General features: G+C 70.4%; 7 protein-coding genes. 4 read left to right on the top strand and 3 right to left on the bottom strand.

Annotation, left to right across the window (positions count from 1 at the left end; translation table 11 throughout):
• Positions 1 to 146: 146 nt before the first annotated feature.
• Genes OG947_RS20170 through OG947_RS20160 form a run of 3 tightly spaced genes read left to right on the top strand, consistent with a single transcriptional unit; the run spans position 147 to position 12,489 of the window.
• Positions 147 to 10,652 (top strand): non-ribosomal peptide synthetase, encoded by a 10,506-nt coding sequence (locus tag OG947_RS20170; RefSeq protein WP_328812714.1) that lies wholly within the window; start codon positions 147 to 149, stop codon positions 10,650 to 10,652.
• Positions 10,649 to 11,653 carry an ATP-binding cassette domain-containing protein gene (locus OG947_RS20165; RefSeq protein WP_056447647.1) on the top strand — a complete coding sequence of 335 codons (1,005 nt, stop codon included), beginning with the start codon at positions 10,649 to 10,651 and terminating at the stop codon, positions 11,651 to 11,653. The genes OG947_RS20170 and OG947_RS20165 overlap by 4 nt, the downstream gene beginning before the upstream one ends.
• Positions 11,650 to 12,489, top strand: a complete 840-nt coding sequence (locus tag OG947_RS20160; protein WP_056447645.1) for an ABC transporter permease — start codon at positions 11,650 to 11,652, stop codon at positions 12,487 to 12,489. Before OG947_RS20165 ends, OG947_RS20160 begins: the two co-directional genes overlap by 4 nt.
• On the opposite strand, the gene OG947_RS20155 is transcribed toward OG947_RS20160, so the two are convergent.
• Positions 12,486 to 12,752: a DUF3017 domain-containing protein gene (locus OG947_RS20155; protein WP_027503762.1), complete on the bottom strand. Its 267-nt coding sequence runs from the start codon at positions 12,750 to 12,752 to the stop codon at positions 12,486 to 12,488. The genes OG947_RS20160 and OG947_RS20155 overlap by 4 nt on opposite strands.
• 122 nt (positions 12,753 to 12,874) lie before the next feature.
• On the bottom strand, positions 12,875 to 13,747 hold the full coding sequence (locus OG947_RS20150) for a bifunctional methylenetetrahydrofolate dehydrogenase/methenyltetrahydrofolate cyclohydrolase (protein WP_027503763.1): 873 nt from the start codon (positions 13,745 to 13,747) through the stop codon (positions 12,875 to 12,877).
• A 54-nt stretch (positions 13,748 to 13,801) separates the two neighbouring features.
• On the opposite strand from OG947_RS20150, the gene OG947_RS20145 reads away from it, so the two are divergent.
• Positions 13,802 to 14,266 carry a tRNA (cytidine(34)-2'-O)-methyltransferase gene (locus OG947_RS20145; protein ID WP_027503764.1) on the top strand — a complete coding sequence of 155 codons (465 nt, stop codon included), beginning with the start codon at positions 13,802 to 13,804 and terminating at the stop codon, positions 14,264 to 14,266.
• 21 nt (positions 14,267 to 14,287) lie between these two features.
• Here the strand turns inward: OG947_RS20145 and OG947_RS20140 are convergent, their stop codons facing one another.
• On the bottom strand, positions 14,288 to 17,599 hold the full coding sequence (locus tag OG947_RS20140) for an error-prone DNA polymerase (protein WP_328812713.1): 3,312 nt from the start codon (positions 17,597 to 17,599) through the stop codon (positions 14,288 to 14,290).
• Positions 17,600 to 17,663 lie beyond the last annotated feature (64 nt).

Here is a 17,663-nt window from a genome sequence, read left to right as displayed (position 1 = left end):
ACAAAGAAACCTGAAGTCCTCGAGGACGAGGGAAATCAAGTTTCTGGTTTGTTAGTGTTCGACATCGTGTGGTCTGCACCGCAGCGCTCGACGCTGCGGTGACCGAAGGGCCCACCGTGGGGATGCGAGCGAGCCGGGGGAACAGCATGTCGGACGATCACCCGGGCTCGGGCGCGGGAGCGGACGACTACACGGAGGTCTTCGATCTCACCCGCGCGCAGCGGGACATGTGGTTGCTGCAGGAACTCGACCCCGAGGTCACCTTCGCCGTCGCGCACTACATGGACATCCGCGGCCCGCTCGACGTCGACCTTCTCGAGCAGGCCATGCGCCTCGCCACTCTCGACACCGGCTCGATGCTCACCCGACTCGTCACGAGTGACGCGCAGGACGAGCGCGTCGACTCCGACTCGCTCCGCCAGCGGCTCGACCTCTCGCTCCTCGACATCGACCTCGATCGCATCGACGTCAGCGACGACGAGTTTCCCGAGGAGGCGGCGGCCGAGATCATGACGGAGTTCACCCGTCCCCTCGACATGTATCGGGACGCGCTGGGCTACACCGCCGTCATCACCCTGGCCGAGGACCACCACTACTGGTACGCCCGCGGCCATCACGTGGCCATCGACGGCTACGGAGCCTCGGTCGCCGCCGCTCGCACCGCCGAGATCTACACCGCGCTGGTACGCGGCGAGGATCCACCGCCGTCGCGAGCACGGCATCCCCGAGCCTTCGCCGAGGCCGAGGCGCGCTACCGGGCGTCGTCGCGGTACGAGCGCGATCGAGCCCACTGGGCCGGTCTACGCGAAGTCCTCGGCGAGCCGGTCTCGATGTCCGGGCGGGTCGCGCCGCCGTCCGCGTTCAACCACCGCTGCGACACGCTGCTCGGTACCTCGGCGGACCGGACGGTTCACGACGCGGCGGAGCGTCACGGATCCACCGTCGCGGTCGTCGTCGCCGCCGCGTTCGCCGCGTTCCTCGCACGTGTCACCGACACACCCGACGTCGTCCTGACGATGCCGATGGCCGCCCGCGTGACGTCGTGGATGCGCGAATCGGCGTCCATGGCCGCCAACGCGGTACCCGTGCCCGCGCACTGCGGCGGCGGCGTCGACATCGGCTCGGTGGTCCGCGAGGTCGGGAACCGCGTCAGCGAATCACTCCGCCACCAGCTGCTTCCCGCCTCGGAGATCGCCCACCTGCTCGGTGCCCCCGGCGTCACCCTCGGTCCCACCATCAACCTCATGATGTTCGGCGAACGTGTGGTGCTGGGCGACATCCCGGCCGATCTCGAACTACTGACCTCCGGACCGACCGCGGACATGGCCGTGACGGTGCACGAGAGCACCACCACGGGTCGCCTGCGGGTGGACCTCGAGGGCAACCCCGCCCTGTACACGGCCGACGAACTGGTCGTCCACAGCGAACGGTTCGCCCGCTTCCTCGTCGACTTCGCCGAGGCCGACGTCGACACACCGCTGCGCGCGCTGTCCCTCGTGACCGACGAGGACCGCGCCGCCGTCCTGCCGGCACTCGATCCGCTGGTGCCGCCGTTCGCCACATTCGCCGACATCCTCACGCACGGGCTGGTGCTGGGCGAGAAGGTGCCCGCCGTCGTCGACGGCGACATCGCACTCTCCTATCCCGAGCTCGACCGCCGCTCGGACGCCCTGGCCCGCGAGTTGCTGGATCTGGGTGTCGGTCCCGACGTCATGGTCGTGTCCGCGCTCCCCCGCTCCCACGCGTCCGTCACCTCGGCCTGGTCCATCGCGAAAGCGGGCGGCGCGTACGTGCCGGTCGACCCCGCCCTGCCTGCCGACCGGATCACCACCATCATCGGCGACAGCGGCGCACTGGTCGGCATCACGACGAGCGCACGGGTGAATTCGCTTCCCGCGCAGGTCGAATGGGTCCTCATCGACGAGGACAGAGCACCGCTCACCGCCGAGGGCCTCGTGGGAGCACGGCGCCCCGGACCGGACGACCTCGCCTACGTGATCTACACCTCCGGCAGCACCGGGACGCCGAAGGGCGTCGCGGTGACGCACCGGGGCTTCGCCGCGATGACGTACGCGGCCGTCTCGGCGCATCGTCTGCCGCGCGGCGCGCGGGTGATGCACTTCGTGTCACCGGGATTCGACGCCTCCGTCCTCGAGATGGTGCTGGCCTTCGGGTCCGGCGGGACGCTGGTCGTCGTGCCGACCGACGTGCACGGGGGCGAGGAGCTGGCCGAGGTGCTCGACTCCCAGCGCATCGACGCCGGTTTCATCACGCCCTCGGCCCTCGCCACCGTTCCCGTGGCGCCGGGCGCGGGTCCGCGTGCCATCGGAGTCGGCGGGGACGTCGTCCCGGTCGCGCTGGTGGACGAGTGGGCGCCCGGACGCCGGATGGTCAACGTGTACGGGCCGACCGAGAGCACGGTGGCGGTGACGTTCGGTCCCCTGGTCGCCGAACACGAGGTGGAGCTGGGGTCGCCCTTCCCGGGCATCCGTGCCTTCGTCCTCGACAGCTCGCTCGCACTGACACCGCCCGGCTGTGTGGGTGAGCTCTACCTCGGCGGTACCGGCATCGCTCGCGGGTACCTCGGCCGTACCGCCCTCACGTCCGAACGTTTCGTCGCCGATCCGTTCGGACACTCCGACAGGCTCTACCGCACAGGCGATCTGGTGAAGTGGACCTCCCGCGGCACCCTGGTCTACCTCGGGCGCCGGGACAGCCAGGTGAAGGTGCGCGGATTCCGGATCGAGCTCGGCGAGATCGAGGAGGCGCTGCGCGCGCTGCCCGACGTCGCGGACGCCGCCGTGGTGGTCCGCGGTGACGGCACCCTCCGCACCGTCGAGGGCTACGTGCGCATGACGCACGCGGGCGCCGTCGCCGACACGCTGCTCGACGATCTCGCTCTTCTGCTCCCCCACTACATGGTGCCGAACCGGCTCACGATCCTCGACGAGATGCCGTTGACGCCGAACGGCAAGATCGACAGGCGACGCCTCCCCGAACCGCGTGCCCGTGAGAGCCGTCCCGCGCGCGCTCCGGAATCGGAGAACGAACTCCTGGTGGCCAGCGTCCTCGCCGACGTCCTCGGCCTCGACGACGTGGCCGCCACCGACGACTTCTTCGAACTGGGCGGCAACTCCCTGCTCGCGACGAGGGTCGCCGCCCGGATCTCCGCGGTGGGGGGCCATGCCCTCGGGGTTCGCGAGGTGTTCCGGCATCCCGTGGTCGAAGCGCTCGCACTGCACCTGGACGACGGCACCCCGTCCACCGGCGATCAGGACGGGCCCGTGCCCGTCGACCGTTCCGTGCCGATCCCCGCCTCGCCGTCCCAGCGCAGCATGTGGTGGATCGAGCAGTACCGGCCGTCGGCGACCTATCACGTGCCGCTCGCTCTCCGCGTCACCGGTACGTTCTCGGTCGAGGCGGCGCGGGCCGCGCTTCTCGACGTCCTCGATCGTCACGAGAGCCTGCGCACACTCTTCGACCGCGACGACGCCGTCGACGGCCCCGTGCAGCGTGTCCTCGACATCGACACGGCCACAGCTCTGTTCGATGTCGACGTGCTCGACGCGCCGGACACGGACGCCGTCCTCCCGGCACTGACGGACGTCGCCTCCCGCCCCTTCGATCTCGCCGTCGACCTGCCCTTGCGCGCCCGGATCGTCCGCGTCGCCGGCACGTCCGGACCGGCGTCCGATCACGTCCTGGCTCTCGTCCTCCACCACGTGTGTGTCGACGGGTGGTCGCTCGGCGTGCTGGCCACGGACCTCGTCGTCGCGTACTCCGCGCGGCTCGAGGGTCGCACCCCGGCGTGGTCCCCGCTGCCCGTGCAGTACGCCGACGCCTCGGAATGGAAGCGGCTGGCACTCGGGTCCGCGGACGATCCGGAGTCGGCTCTCGCGACGTCCGCGGCCTGGTGGGCCGACGCGCTCGCGGATCTCCCCGACGTCCCCACTCCAGGTGCCGATCGCCCGCGTCGCGCGGAACCGTCCGGACAGGGCGCGACGGTGTCCGTCGTCCTCGACGGCGATCGTGGAGTGCACGTCGATGCCCTCGCCCGCCGAGTCGGCCTGTCCCACTTCATGATCGTGCACGCCGCACTGGTCCTGGTGCTGAGTCGGTCCGGAGCAGGCGACGACGTCACCATCGGCACTGCCGTCGCCGGACGCGATCACCCGGACCTCGACGGGGTCGTCGGCATGTTCGTCAATTCCGTGGTGCTGCGCACCGTGGTCGACGGCGCGGCGACCGTCGCCGACCATCTCGACGCCGTGCGGGCGGCCGACCTGGACGCGTTGGCCCGAGCGGACATGCCCTTCGACACCCTCGTCGATCTCCTCGACCCACCGCGCACTCCGGGCCGCCACCCGCTGTTCGACGTCATGCTCACCACCCGCAGCACGCCGGACACGTCGGGCGCGGTGGGCGATGCACGGGTGACCGCCCACGGGATCGACGTCGCGCGGGCGAAGTACGACCTGGAACTGGTGCTCGACGAGTCACCCGGGCATGCCGGCCCGCGGTCGAGCATCGATCTCACCTATGCCACCGACCTGTTCGACGAGCGCACCGCGCGGGCCGTCCTCGATCGACTGCTGGCCGTGCTCGACGCGATCGCCGCCGACCCCGACGCGCTCGTCGCCGACATCGACGTCCTGCTGCCTCCCGAGCGCGCGGCGACGGTACCGATGCGGGAACGAGCGCGAGCTCGGTCGACGGACTCGACCTCCGCGCTCGACGCTCTCGTGGCGCATCACGCCGCGGTCTCTCCGGACGCGGTGGCCGTGGTCGAAGGCGACCGGCGGACCACCTACGCAGAGCTCGAGGCACTCGTCGCCCGCGGCGCCGCACGCCTCGTGGACAACGGCGTCTCCGCCGACACGCGTGTGATCGGCCTGCTGCGACGCTCGACCGAGTCGGTGGCCGCGATCCTCGCCGTCTCACGCGCGGGCGGTGCCATCGTGCCGGTCGATCCCGACTACCCGGCGGACAGGCGCTCGTTCATGGTGCGGGACAGCAAGACGCTGCACGCCGTGTGCTCCGATCCCTCGGACGTCCCGAGCGACGGCTTCCTGTGGTCCACGACCGACTCACTGTTCGCCGAGGAGAACGTCCCGACGTGTCCCGACGACGGTGGCTGGGTCGTTCCGCTCGGCTGCACGGCCTACGTCACCTACACGTCGGGAACGACCGGACGCCCCAAGGGCGTCCAGGTCACACGTCAGGGATACGCGAACATCACCAGCGAACTGGTGCGCGCCTACGGGGCGGACACCGACGCCCGCGTGCTCGCCTTCGCCTCTCCCAGTTTCGACGCCTCGATGCTGGAACTGGGCCTCGCCTTCGGATCCGGAGGCGCGCTGGTGGTGGTGCCCCCCGGAGTCGTGGGCGGTACGGAACTGGCGACGCTGCTGCGCCGCCACGACGTGACGCACTGCTTTCTCACCCCCTCCGTCCTGTCGACGCTCTCCGCCGACGACCTCGTCCCCGGCGACCCGGTGCTACTGTCCGCACTCGGCGTCGGCGGCGAGAACTTCGGCTCGGAACTGCTCGATGCGGTCGCGCCCGGACGCACCGTCATCAACATCTACGGGCCCACCGAGACCGCGATCTGCACCCACGCCAGGAGGCTGCACGAGGGTGACGACGTCGCACTCGGGCGCCCCGTCGCCGGGATGCGGGCAACCGTGCTCGACGCCTCGCTGCAACCGGTGCTGCCCGGAGTCGAGGGCGAACTGCACCTCGCCGGAGTACAACTCGCACGGGGTTACCTCGACCGGCCGGGCCTCACGGCGACACGCTTCGTCGCCGACCCGTTCGGCCCGCCGGGAAGCCGGACCTACCGCACCGGCGACCTGGCCCGGTGGACCTTCGCGGCCGATCCCGACAGCACCGAACCGGTCGTCCGCATCACCGGTCGCAGCGATTTCCAGGTCAAGATCCGTGGTCTGCGGATCGAGCTCGGCGAGATCGACGCCGTGCTCGCGTCGGCACCGGGTGTCGGTGGAGCCGTCACGCTGACGACGCCCGGACCGACCGGCGAGACCCTGCTCGTCTCCTTCGTCCATCCCGTCGTCGACGAGTCGGCCGCCCTGCGATCGAGCGATCTGCTCCGCCTCGCCCGCACTCGACTGCCGCGTCACATGGTGCCCACCGCGATCGTCGTCGTGGACGCGTTTCCGCTGACACCGGTGGGCAAGCTCGACCGTGCGGCGTTGCCGATGCCGTCCGTCCTCGTCGACGAGGACGACCGCGCTCCCGGAACCGCCGCGGAGGCAGCCCTCGCGGGTGTGCTCGCGCAGGTCCTGGGTGTCGAGCGGGTCGGTGTCACAGCGGACTTCTTCGCGCTCGGCGGGACGTCGCTGACCGCGACGCGCTACGCCGCGCGCATCACCGAGGTCACCGGTGTGCCCGTCGCCGTGCGCGCCATCTTCGATCGACCCACGGTCGCCGAGCTCGCCGAACTGCCCGAGTTCGCCGACGTGACAACAAATCCGGGCACCCTCCCATCGGCCGCCGCGGTGACACCCGCGGAGCGACCCGATCCCGTCCCGCTGACCCCGGCGCAGCTGTCGATGTGGTTCTCGTCGAAGGTGGCGAGCACCGCCACGGCGTACACGATCGTGGCCGGACTGCTCGTGGAGGGTCCGCTCGACGTCGACGCCGTCGGTGCGGCCGTGAACGACGTGATCGCGCGGCACGAATCGCTGCGCACCGTGTATCCCACGGTCGCGGGCGAGCCGGTGCAGGTGGTCCTCGACGCCGCTCCCGTCTCCGTCGAGCTGGTCACACCCTCCGACTCCGACCTCGATCCGTCGGCGCCCGAGGTGCAGGCGGCACTCGACGAGGTCGCCCGGCGACGGTTCGATCTCGCGACCGAGGCTCCCGTCCGTGCCGTCGTGGTGCGCCTGTCGGAGCACAGCCACGTCGTCGGCGTCGCGGTCCATCACATCGCCGCCGACGGCGAATCGGTGGCGCCGCTCACCACCGACCTGCTGCTGGCCTACGAGGCTCGCCGCACGGGAGTCGCACCGGTGTGGCCGACGGAGCCGGTGCAGTACATCGATCACGCGCTGGCACTCACACTCTCGGTGGGCAGCGCCGACCACACCCGCGCCGTCGACTTCTGGCGCTCCGCCCTGGACGGCGCTCCCCCCGTGCACTCGGTACCGCCGGACAGCCCGCGCCCCGACCGGCCCACCGGCCGCGCCGACGTCGTCGACGCGGTCCTGAGTCCGCAGGTCCGCGAACGCGTGCTCGCCTGTGCGGCCGATCACCGCGGTACCGAGTTCATGGTGGTGCACGCAGCACTGGCCGCCGTGCTGGCCGCGCACACCCCCGGGATCGACCCGCTGCTCGGAACGGCGGACGTCGTCGTCGGCACCCCCTACGCGGACCGCGCCGGAGCCGAGTCGATGGTCGGCATGGCGGTGAACACCCTCGCGCTGCGGGTGCCGGTGTCGTTGGCATCCACCTTCGACGAGATCGTCGAGCTGGTGCGGGACCGCGATCTCGCGGCGCTCGACCATGCCGCGGTTCCGTTCGAGACGCTGGTGTCGACACTGCAGCCCGAACGTCATCCGGCACGCCACCCGATCGTCCAGATCATGCTCTCGGTCCACGCCGCACCGCCGCTGCACCTCGATCTCGGCGGGCGCACCGTCTCCGCCCTCCGCCTGCCCGTGGAGCGATCCGCCTTCGATCTCGTCGTGACCGTCCGCGCCCGGACGGACGGTGGTGCCGACGTGTCGGTCACCTATGCCCGAGACCTGTTCCTGCCCAGCACCGCTCGTCACCTGGCCGACGCCGTGGTGGACACCGTGGACCGCGCCACGTCCGATCCCGCACTGTCGATCGCGAGCCTCACGGGCCCGTCCCGCCTCCCGTCCGAGACGGAGTTCCTGGACGTGCTCGTCGAGCGTGTCGCGCGCGACTCCCCGGAGCGCGTGGCCGTCGTCGCTCCCGAGGGCACCCGCACCTACGGTGAACTCCTCACCGCTGCAGACGCTCTCGCCGACCGCCTCCGCGCGGCCGGCGCCGGGCCCGGACGCACCGTGGCGCTCGCGATGAGCCGGTCCGCGTCCTCGGTGACGGCGTTCTGGGCCGTCGCGAGGACCGGCGCGACGATCCTCCCTCTCGATCCGACCTATCCCGAGGAACGTCTGAGCTACATCCTCGACGACGCGGAACCCGTCCTGGCATTGCGAGCGGCCTCGGATCCCGTGGTCGCGCCGGACGCCGTCAGGTGGTGGACCCTCGACACCGACGGAACGCCCGATCACCCCTCCACGCCCGACGCGGCCCCGCCGGCCGCGGTCCGGCGCAGCCTCGACGACGTCGCCTACCTCGTCTACACCTCGGGAACGACCGGGCGCCCGAAACCCGTCGGCGTCACCCATCGCGGCATCGAGAGCCTCGCCGTCGCCCTCGGAACCGCGTTCGACACCGACCGGACGTCTCGCGTCCTGCACGCGGCGTCACCGGGGTTCGACGCGGCGATCCTCGAGATGCTGCTGACGGTGATCCGCGGATCGACGTCCGTGGTCGCGCCGCCCGCCGCCTACGCCGGCAGGGCGCTCGAGGCCCTGATCGAGCGTGAGCGCGTGGACGTGCTGTTCCTGACGCCTGCCGCGCTGGCGACCCTGGATCCTCACACCGTGTCCGGCGTGCGGTCGGTGGGCACCGGCGGCGAGGCGCTTCCCGCGGCTCTGCTCGAGGCGTGGGCCCCGGGTCGCCGCATGGTCAACGCCTACGGCCCCAGCGAGACCACGGTGGCGGCGACGACGGGCGTCCAGCGCGCCGGCCGCGCACCCCACATCGGACTCGCCGTGCCCGGGACCGCCCTGCGTGTGCTCGACACGACACTCGCCGAGGTCGCCGACGGCGACGTGGGTGAGCTGTACGTCTCCGGACCCGGAGTGGCACAGGGCTATCCGGGACGCCCGGGGCTCACGGCGGCACGCTTCGTGGCCGACCCGTCCGGCCGCCCGGGTGGCAGGACGTACCGCACCGGCGACCTGGTGCGGGTCGCATCCGACGGCATGGTCGAGATGACGGGCCGATCGGACACCCAGAGGAAGATCCGCGGTGTCCGCATCGAACCCGCCGAGGTGGAGGCCGTGCTGGCCGCACATCCGGCCGTGACGTCGGTGGCCGTCGTCGTCGAGGAGAACTCCGTCGGCGCGGCGCTCGCGGCACACGTCACGGTGCACGGCACCGTCGACTCCGCCGCCCTGCGGAGCTTCGCCGCCGAGAAGCTCCCCCGTGCCCTCGTCCCCGCGACGGTCACCGTGCATTCGTCGTTGCCGCGCACCCCGCACGGCAAGGTCGACCGACGCGCACTGCTCATCCCCCTGGGCCGGCTCGAACCGTTGGCTCCGGATCATCTGAGCGCCGCACCTGCCCGGGCGACCACCGCCACGGCGATCGCGCCCGCCCGGTCGTTGCTCGACACCGTCCGGAGCGTCTTCGCCGACGTGCTCGGGGTGGACGCCGTCGGCCCGGACGACGACTTCTTCGCTCTCGGCGGGAACTCCCTCGCCGCGGTGCGGGTCATGGACGTCCTACGTGAGCGCCTCCGTGCCGACATCGCTACCGACGTCGACCCCGATTCCATCGACGTCACCTGGTTCTTCGACGCAGCCACCCCGGCTGCGTTGTCCGCTCGCTTACAGGAGCTGATCATGCTCGACGACAATCACGGCACCCGAGGCGACGGCGGCAGCCACGCGAACGGTTCCTCCACGAACGGCTCGGGCACGAACGGGTCCGCAGCCAACGGAACCGCCACGAGGACCGGATCACACGCGGCACCCCCGCCCGTCGCCGAGCCGTCCGCTCGCACCCCGAAGCCGCCGGTCCGCCGCACCAGCACCGACGCGGTGCTGCCGTTGCGTGCCGGCGACGACGGTGTGACTCCCCTCATCTGCGTGCATCCGGCGATCGGGCTCTCCTGGAGCTACACCGGACTGCTGCCACACCTCGATCCGTCGATCCCGGTGCTGGGTCTGCAGGCCCGCGGCATCGGCATCCCCGCACCCGAGCCCGCGTCGGTCGCGGAGATCGCGCGCGACTACGTCAACACCGTGCGCGCCCAGTTCCCCACCGGCCCCTATCGACTCCTCGGGTGGTCGCTCGGCGGTCTCATCGCCCACGCGATGGCCGTGGAGATCGAGAAGCTCGGCGACGAGGTCGAACTGTTCGTCATGGACGCGTATCCCCTCGCCGGCAGCGACCGCCCGCGCACCGAGATGTCCGTGGCGTCGCTGATGCGTGAGTTTCTTCCTCTCGAGGTGACCGTCGACGACGACATCGATCTCGACGAGGCCATCGCCATGATCCGCGGCGCGGGGGGACCGACCGCCCATCTCGACGAGGGGCAGATGCGACGGCTGTACGAGCGCTACCAGCTGTTCGTCGACCTCGGCCACGACCACACCCCGGCCCGGTTCTCGGGCGATCTCCAGTTCTTCTCCGCGACCGTCGATTCCGATCCCACCCTCACGCCGTGGGCATGGCGGCGCTACATCGCCGGGTCGATCACCGACTACCCCGTCGACGTCCCGCACAACGCGATGGGCACGCCGGACGCGCTGGCCGCCGTCGCACGTCGCCTCGGCGGTGTGCGTCCGGCGCTGCTCGCCGGTGCCCGGTGACCGCCGGACTCTCCGGAGGAGCGACTCTCGCCGTCGACGTCCGATCGTTGGTCAAGGACTACACGGGACGACGTAACACGCACCGGGCCCTCGACGGCGTCGACCTCACGGCCGCTGCGGGACAGGTCACCGCGGTACTCGGCCCCAACGGCGCCGGCAAGACCACCACGGTGCGGATCGTCGCGACGCTGATCCGGCCCACGTCGGGTTCCGTCCACGTCGCGGGCGTGGACGCCGTGAAGGACCCGCGCACCGTGCGTGGGCTCATCGGGCTGTCCGGCCAGTACGCCGCCGTCGACGGTCGGCTCACCGGCTACGAGAACCTCCGTATGCTCGGGCGGCTCTACGGGCTCAGCAGCAGAGACGCACGCGCGCGGGCGCGCGAGCTCCTCACCCGGTTCCGCCTCGACGACACGGGAACCCGCTCGGTCTCCACATTCTCCGGCGGTATGCGCCGTCGTCTCGATCTGGCGGGCGCGCTGGTGGCGCGGCCACCCCTCATCGTGCTCGACGAACCCACCACCGGTCTCGACCCCCGCAGTCGGAACGACATGTGGGACATCGTCACCGACCTCAAGGCGGACGGAACGGCAGTGCTGCTCACCACCCAGTATCTCGAGGAGGCCGACCGACTGGCCGACGCGATCGTCGTCGTCGACGGCGGTGTCGTCGTGGCCAGGGGCACCCCGTCCGATCTGAAGTCGCGCGTCCGCCCGCCGTCCGTCGAGGTGCGCCTCGCCGACCCTCGTGACCTGCGCCTGGCAGCGGATCTGCTCCCGCGGATGAACTTCCGCGTGCACCGCGCCTCTGCGTCTGCCGGGTGGTTCACGGTGGATGCGCCGTGGGGCAGCGAATCCATGGTCGACGTGCTGAGTCGCCTGCACGGCACCGGTATCCGTGTCGGCGACGCGCGGGTGAACGTGCCCGATCTCAACGACGTCTTCTTCCAGTCGACCGGTAGCGCGTCCCCCGCCGCCGCCCTCGCGACGGCCACCGCATGACCGCCGAACTGGTCGGTCCCCGCGGAGTCCGGGAGCAGAACGCCTCGAGCTTCCTCGTCGACTGCGTGACCATGACCCAGCGCAACCTGCTGACCATCCTGCGGGTCCCACAGTTGTTGCTCGGAGCGACGATTCAGCCCCTCATGTTCGTCCTGCTCTTCAGCTACGTCTTCGGCGGAGCACTGGGCGGTGCCACCTACCGCGAGTTCCTCATGGGCGGCATCTTCACGCAGACCGTCGTGTTCAGCGCCGCGTTCACGGCCATCGGTCTCGCGACCGACAGCAAGGAAGGCATCGTCGACCGGTTCCACTCCCTGCCGATGTCGCGTCTGTCCATCGTGCTGGGGCGCACTCTCTCCGACATGCTCGTGTCGGTGGTGAGCATCGCCGTGATGATCGGCGCGGGCTACGCCGTCGGGTGGCGTATCCGCGGGAGCGCTCTCGACGCGCTGGGCGCCGTACTGCTGCTGATGTTCTTCGGCTTCGCCATGTCGTGGATCGGCGCCGTGGTCGGATCCGTCGCCAGCACTGCCGAGAGTGCCCAGAGCGCGCTCATGATCATTCTGTTCCCGATCACGTTCATCTCGTCCGCGTTCGTGCCGTCCTCGACGCTGCCGGGTCCGCTCCGCGCTGTCGCACAGTGGAATCCGATCACCTCGGTGGCCCGGTCGACGCGCGAGTCGTTCGGCAATCCCACCGCGCCGTCCGTCGCGATCCGCGAACCGATCAACTGGGCGTCGACACACCCGATGCTGTACTCCGTGATCGTCTCGCTGCTCATTCTCGCGATCTTCGTCCCGTTGACGTTACGGGTGACCCGCTCACGCGAGGGCTAGTCCGTCCCGAGCGGATCGATCGAGACGGCGAGCCACACCACCGCGCTGCCCACAGCAGCCAGGGAGAATGTGTCGAAGGCGCGCGACCGCACGGCCAGGATCCCGACACGCTCACTTCCGAGGCACAACCGGCACGCGGCGGCGATCAGGGTCGCGACACCGAACACGAACGCGCCGCGGCGCCACCGGTCGGCGAGCACCAGGACCACGGCGACGACAATCACCAGCACGACGGCGACCACCGGGATGCTGCGCCGGAGCATGTCCCGCGCAGGCCTCCGCCGCGTCGGCTTTCTCACGAACGGCCGGCCTCCGGCCTTCCCGCCCGTCACCGACCGGCCTCCGGCCTTCCCGCCCGTCACCGACCGGCCTCCGGCCTTCCCGCTCATGACGAGACCGACTCCGATGCGGCCAGCATGCGCTCCGCGCGCTCGACGACGTTGCTCAGCAGGAAGGCGCGCGTGAGGGGTCCGACGCCGCCGGGATTCGGGGACAGGAAGCCGGCGACCTCGTCGACACCGTCGGCCACGTCGCCCTTCAGCCCGTCGTCGGTGCGTGAGACGCCGACGTCGATGACCGCGGCACCGGGCTTGACCATGTCCGGGGTGATCAGTCCGACGACGCCGGCACCGGCGACGACGATGTCCGCGCGCCGCACCTCGGTGGCCAGGTCACGAGTACCGGTGTGGCACAGCGTCACGGTGGCGTTCTCGGAGCGCCGGGTGAGGATGAGCCCGAGAGGCCGGCCGACGGTCACGCCGCGTCCGACGACGACCACATGAGCACCGGCGATGGGGACGTCGTAGCGACGCAGCAGGTGCACGATGCCGCGGGGAGTGCACGGGAGGGTGGAGTCCTCGCCCAGGACCAGTCGGCCGAGGTTGACGGGATGCAGGCCGTCGGCGTCCTTCTCGGGGTTCACGCGTTCGAGGGCGCGGTTCTCGTCCAGGTGCTTCGGCAGCGGGAGCTGCACGATGTATCCGGTGCAGGCCGGGTCGGCGTTCAGCCCGTCGATGACGGCGTCGAGCTCGTCGCTGGACACGTCCGCCGGGAGGTCGCGCCGGATGGAGGCGATGCCCACCTTGGCGCAGTCGTTGTGCTTGCCGCGTACGTAGGCAGCGGAGCCCGGATCGTCACCGACCAGCACCGTCCCCAAGCCGGGGGTGATCCCACGCTCGCGCAGTGCGGTGACCCGCGCGGTGAGGTCGACGAAGATCTCGTCGCGGGTGAGTTTGCCGTCCAGTCGCGTTGCGGTCACACCGCACAGTTTCCCACGCTCTGGCAGGCGGGTGGGACATGGCAGGCTGAACGGGTGTTCCGTCTGATGTTCCACGAACCGCGTATCCCGCAGAACACGGGAAACGCCATCCGCCTCGTCGCCGGTACGGGGTGTGAGCTGCACCTGATCGAACCGCTCGGCTTCGACCTGTCCGAGCCCAAGCTGCGGCGCGCCGGCCTCGACTACCACGACCTGGCGTCGGTCACGGTGCACCCGAACCTCGAGGCGGCGTGGGACACCCTCGCGCCCGAGCGGGTCTTCGCCTTCACCGCCCATGCCACCACGTCCTACGCGTCGGTGTCGTACCGGCCCGGCGACGTGCTGCTGTTCGGGCCCGAGCCCACCGGCCTCGCACCGGAGGTACTGGCCGACGAGCACGTGACCGACCGCCTGCGCATCCCGATGCTGGCGGGGCGCCGGTCGATGAACATCACCAACGCCGCGTCGGTCGTGGTCTACGAGGCGTGGCGTCAATACGACTTCGAGGGCAGCGTCTGACGGCCGGGACAGACCGCAGGATCAGCGGAAGTCTCGCGAACGCAGGAGGACGCGGAGGTCGAGGGTCTCGAGTTTGTCGGCCACCAGCGTCACCACCCCCTCGGCGTTCTGGACGATGCCGCGGATGAACAGAGCCTGCGACAACTGCGCCGCCGAGCGGTACTTCTGCCACAGTCCCACCGAACACACCACGTTGATCATCCCGGTCTCGTCCTCGAGATTGATGAACGTGACACCCGCCGCGGTGGCGGGACGCTGACGGTGGGTGACCGCCCCGGCCACGAGCACCCGATCTCCGTCGGCCACCGACAGCAGGCGGTCGGCAGGGACCACGTCCATCTCGTCGAGCCGCTCGCGCAGGAACTGGGTGGGATAGCTGTCGGGCGAGACACCGGTGGCCCAGATGTCCGCGGCGGCCAACTCCCACGCACTCATTCCCGGGAGCGACGGCGCGCGGGTGGACGCACCCAGCGCCGGGAGTCGATCGGGGCGTTCGGCTGCGGCGGCACCGGCTGCCCACAGCGCCTCTCGACGTGTCACACCGAAACACGCCAGGGCGCCGGCGGTGGCCAGCGACTCTGCTTGCGTGACGGAGAGTTCGACACGTCCGGTGAGATCGAGCAGAGACGTGAACTGCCCGCCGGACTCCCGCGCTGCCACGATCTTCTCGGCCAACGCCGTCCCGATGGACCGCACGTCCGACAATCCCAGGCGCACCTCGAGGCCGTTGTTCTCCACGGTGGCGTGGGCGAGACTGGCACGGACGTCGGGCCCGTGCACCAGGACACCGTGCCGTCGAGCGTCGGCCACCAACGATTGCGGCGAGTAGAAACCCATGGGTTGCGCGCGGAGCAGCCCCGCACAGAACGCGGCCGGGTGGTGCAGCTTGAACCACGACGAGTAGAAGACCAGCGATGCGAAGCTCTGCGAATGACTCTCGGGGAAGCCGAAATTGGCGAAGGCGTAGAGCTTGTCGAAGATGCGGTCGGCCTTCGCGCCGGTGATGCCGTGTAGGTCGCGCATCCCGTCGTAGAAGCGTTGCCGCATGCGGTCCATCTTCTCCGGACTGCGCTTGGACCCCATGGCCCGGCGCAGTTGGTCCGCCTCGGTGGCCGAGAACCCTGCGACGTCGACGGCCATCTGCATCAGTTGCTCCTGGAACAGCGGGACACCCAGTGTGCGTTCGAGAGCACGTTCGAGCGAGGGATGGTCGAACGTCACGGGCTCGAGTCCGTTACGTCGCCGGACGTAGGGATGCACCGAATGTCCTTGGATGGGTCCGGGTCTGATGAGGGCCACCTCGACGACGAGGTCGTAGAACTCCCGCGGCTTGAGGCGAGGAAGCGTCGCCATCTGGGCCCGCGACTCCACCTGGAACACCCCGACCGAATCCGCGCGCTGCAGCATCTCGTACACCGCGGCCTCGCCGAGGTCGAGTTCGGCGAGATCGACGTGCAGTCCCTTGTGCTCCTTCACCAGGTCGATCATGTAGTGCAGCGCCGAGAGCATGCCGAGCCCGAGCATGTCGAACTTCACCAGACCCACTGCGGCACAGTCGTCCTTGTCCCACTGCAGCACGGTGCGGTTCTCCATGCGCGCCCACTCGACGGGGCACACGTCGGCGATCGGCCGATCGCAGATCACCATGCCGCCGGAGTGGATGCCGAGATGCCGTGGGAAGTTCTCGATCTGCGCGGCGAGTTCGAGCACCGGGAGCGGGATGCTGGTCTCGCGGGCCTCGGCGGACAGGTCTCGCCCCGGCACCCCCGACCAGCGGGTGATTTGCTTGCTCCACGCGTCCTGCTGACCCTGCGATGCCCCCAGCGCCTTCGCCATGTCGCGTACCGACGACTTCCCGCGGTAGGTGATGACGTTGGCCACCTGTGCCGCGTAGTCGCGGCCGTACTTGGCGTAGACGTGCTGGATGGCCTCTTCCCGACGGTCGGACTCGATGTCCACGTCGATGTCCGGCGGGCCGTCGCGCTCGACGGAGAGGAACCGCTCGAACAGCAGACCGTTGCGCACCGGGTCGACGTTGGTGATGCCGATCGCGTAGCAGACAGCGGAGTTGGCCGCGGATCCTCGCCCCTGGCACAGGATGTCGGCCCTCTTGCAGAAGTCGACTATGTCGTGGACCACCAGGAAGTAGCCGGGGAAGTCGAGTTCGGTGATGACGGCGAGTTCGCGGTCGATCTGGGCGTAGGCCGCAGGTTCGTCCTCGCGTCGACCGTAACGTCGCTCGGCACCGCGCATCGTCAACTCGTGGAGCCACGTGATCTCGGTGTGGCCCTCCGGCACGTCGAACGGCGGCAGCTGCGGCGCGATGAGGTGCAGGTCGAACGCGCACTCCTCCCCCAGCGCCGCGGCGTGGGACACGGCGGTGGGATAGGCGGAGAACATCGCCGCCATCTCGGCCCCGGAGCGCAGATGGGTTCCGCCGAGCGGCGGGAGCCACCCGGACGCGTCGTCGAGACTGCGCCGCGCACGGACCGCGGCCATGGCCATCGCGAGCCGGCGCCGACTCGGCCGCGCGAAGTGTGCCGACGTCGTCGCGATGACGGGCAGCGAGAGACGCGCGGCGATGTCCGCCAGGGCGTCGTTGCGATCGTCGTCCTCGGCGACGCCCTGCCGCGTCAGCTCCACCGTCACACGGTCCGTGCCGAACCGATCCACCAGGTCGCGCAGCGCCTGCTCGGCAGCCGCGGGACCACCCTCGCTCAGCGCGCGACGCACGCTGCCCTTGCGGCACCCGGTCAGGATCTGCCAGTGCCCCCCAGCCGCCTCGGCCAGCGCATCGATGTCGTAGCGCGGACGCCCCTTCTCGCCCCCGGCGAGATGCGCGGCGGCGATCTGGCGGGACAGGCGCCGGTACCCCTCCTGTCCGCGTGCGAGCACCAGCAGATGCGTTCCGTCCGGATCGGTCGCGCCGGTGCGTGATTCGGTCGGCATACCCGGGTCACCGAGCGACAACTCGGACCCGAAGACGGTCTTCATCTCCAACTCGCGTGCCGCCTCCGCGAACCGCACGACGCCGTACATGCCGTCGTGATCGGTCAGCGCGATGGCGTCCAGACCCAGCCGTACGGCCTCCTCGACCATTTCCTCCGGCTGGGAGGCTCCGTCGAGAAAGCTGAAGGACGAGTGGGCGTGCAGTTCCGCGTAGGGAACGGTGTCACGCGGCCGCACCACCGCACCCTCGTAGGGATCACGCTTGCGCGACCACGCCGGACTGTCACCGCCGTCGCCCATCGCGAGCGGATCGATGACGCGGGGCTTTCCCGAGAGCAGACGCTCCATCTCGGTCCACGTGGGCGGCCCGTCGTTCCAGCCCATGACGCACCCCCACTCTTCGAACGTATGTTCCCATTGGACCACCACCTCCACTCCGACGGCAAGT

The sequence above is a fragment of the Rhodococcus sp. NBC_00297 genome (genome assembly GCF_036173065.1).
Lineage (GTDB): Bacteria > Actinomycetota > Actinomycetes > Mycobacteriales > Mycobacteriaceae > Rhodococcoides.
This window is presented reverse-complemented; position numbering and strand designations above follow the sequence as displayed.

Coding starts and splice junctions, on each gene's coding strand:
- OG947_RS20170 (WP_328812714.1), top strand. CDS start 147: ATGTCGGACGATCACCCGGGCTCGGGCGCGGGAGCGGACGACTACACG.
- OG947_RS20160 (WP_056447645.1), top strand. CDS start 11,650: ATGACCGCCGAACTGGTCGGTCCCCGCGGAGTCCGGGAGCAGAACGCC.
- OG947_RS20155 (WP_027503762.1), bottom strand. CDS start 12,752: ATGCTCCGGCGCAGCATCCCGGTGGTCGCCGTCGTGCTGGTGATTGTC.
- OG947_RS20140 (WP_328812713.1), bottom strand. CDS start 17,599: ATGGGCTGGAACGACGGGCCGCCCACGTGGACCGAGATGGAGCGTCTG.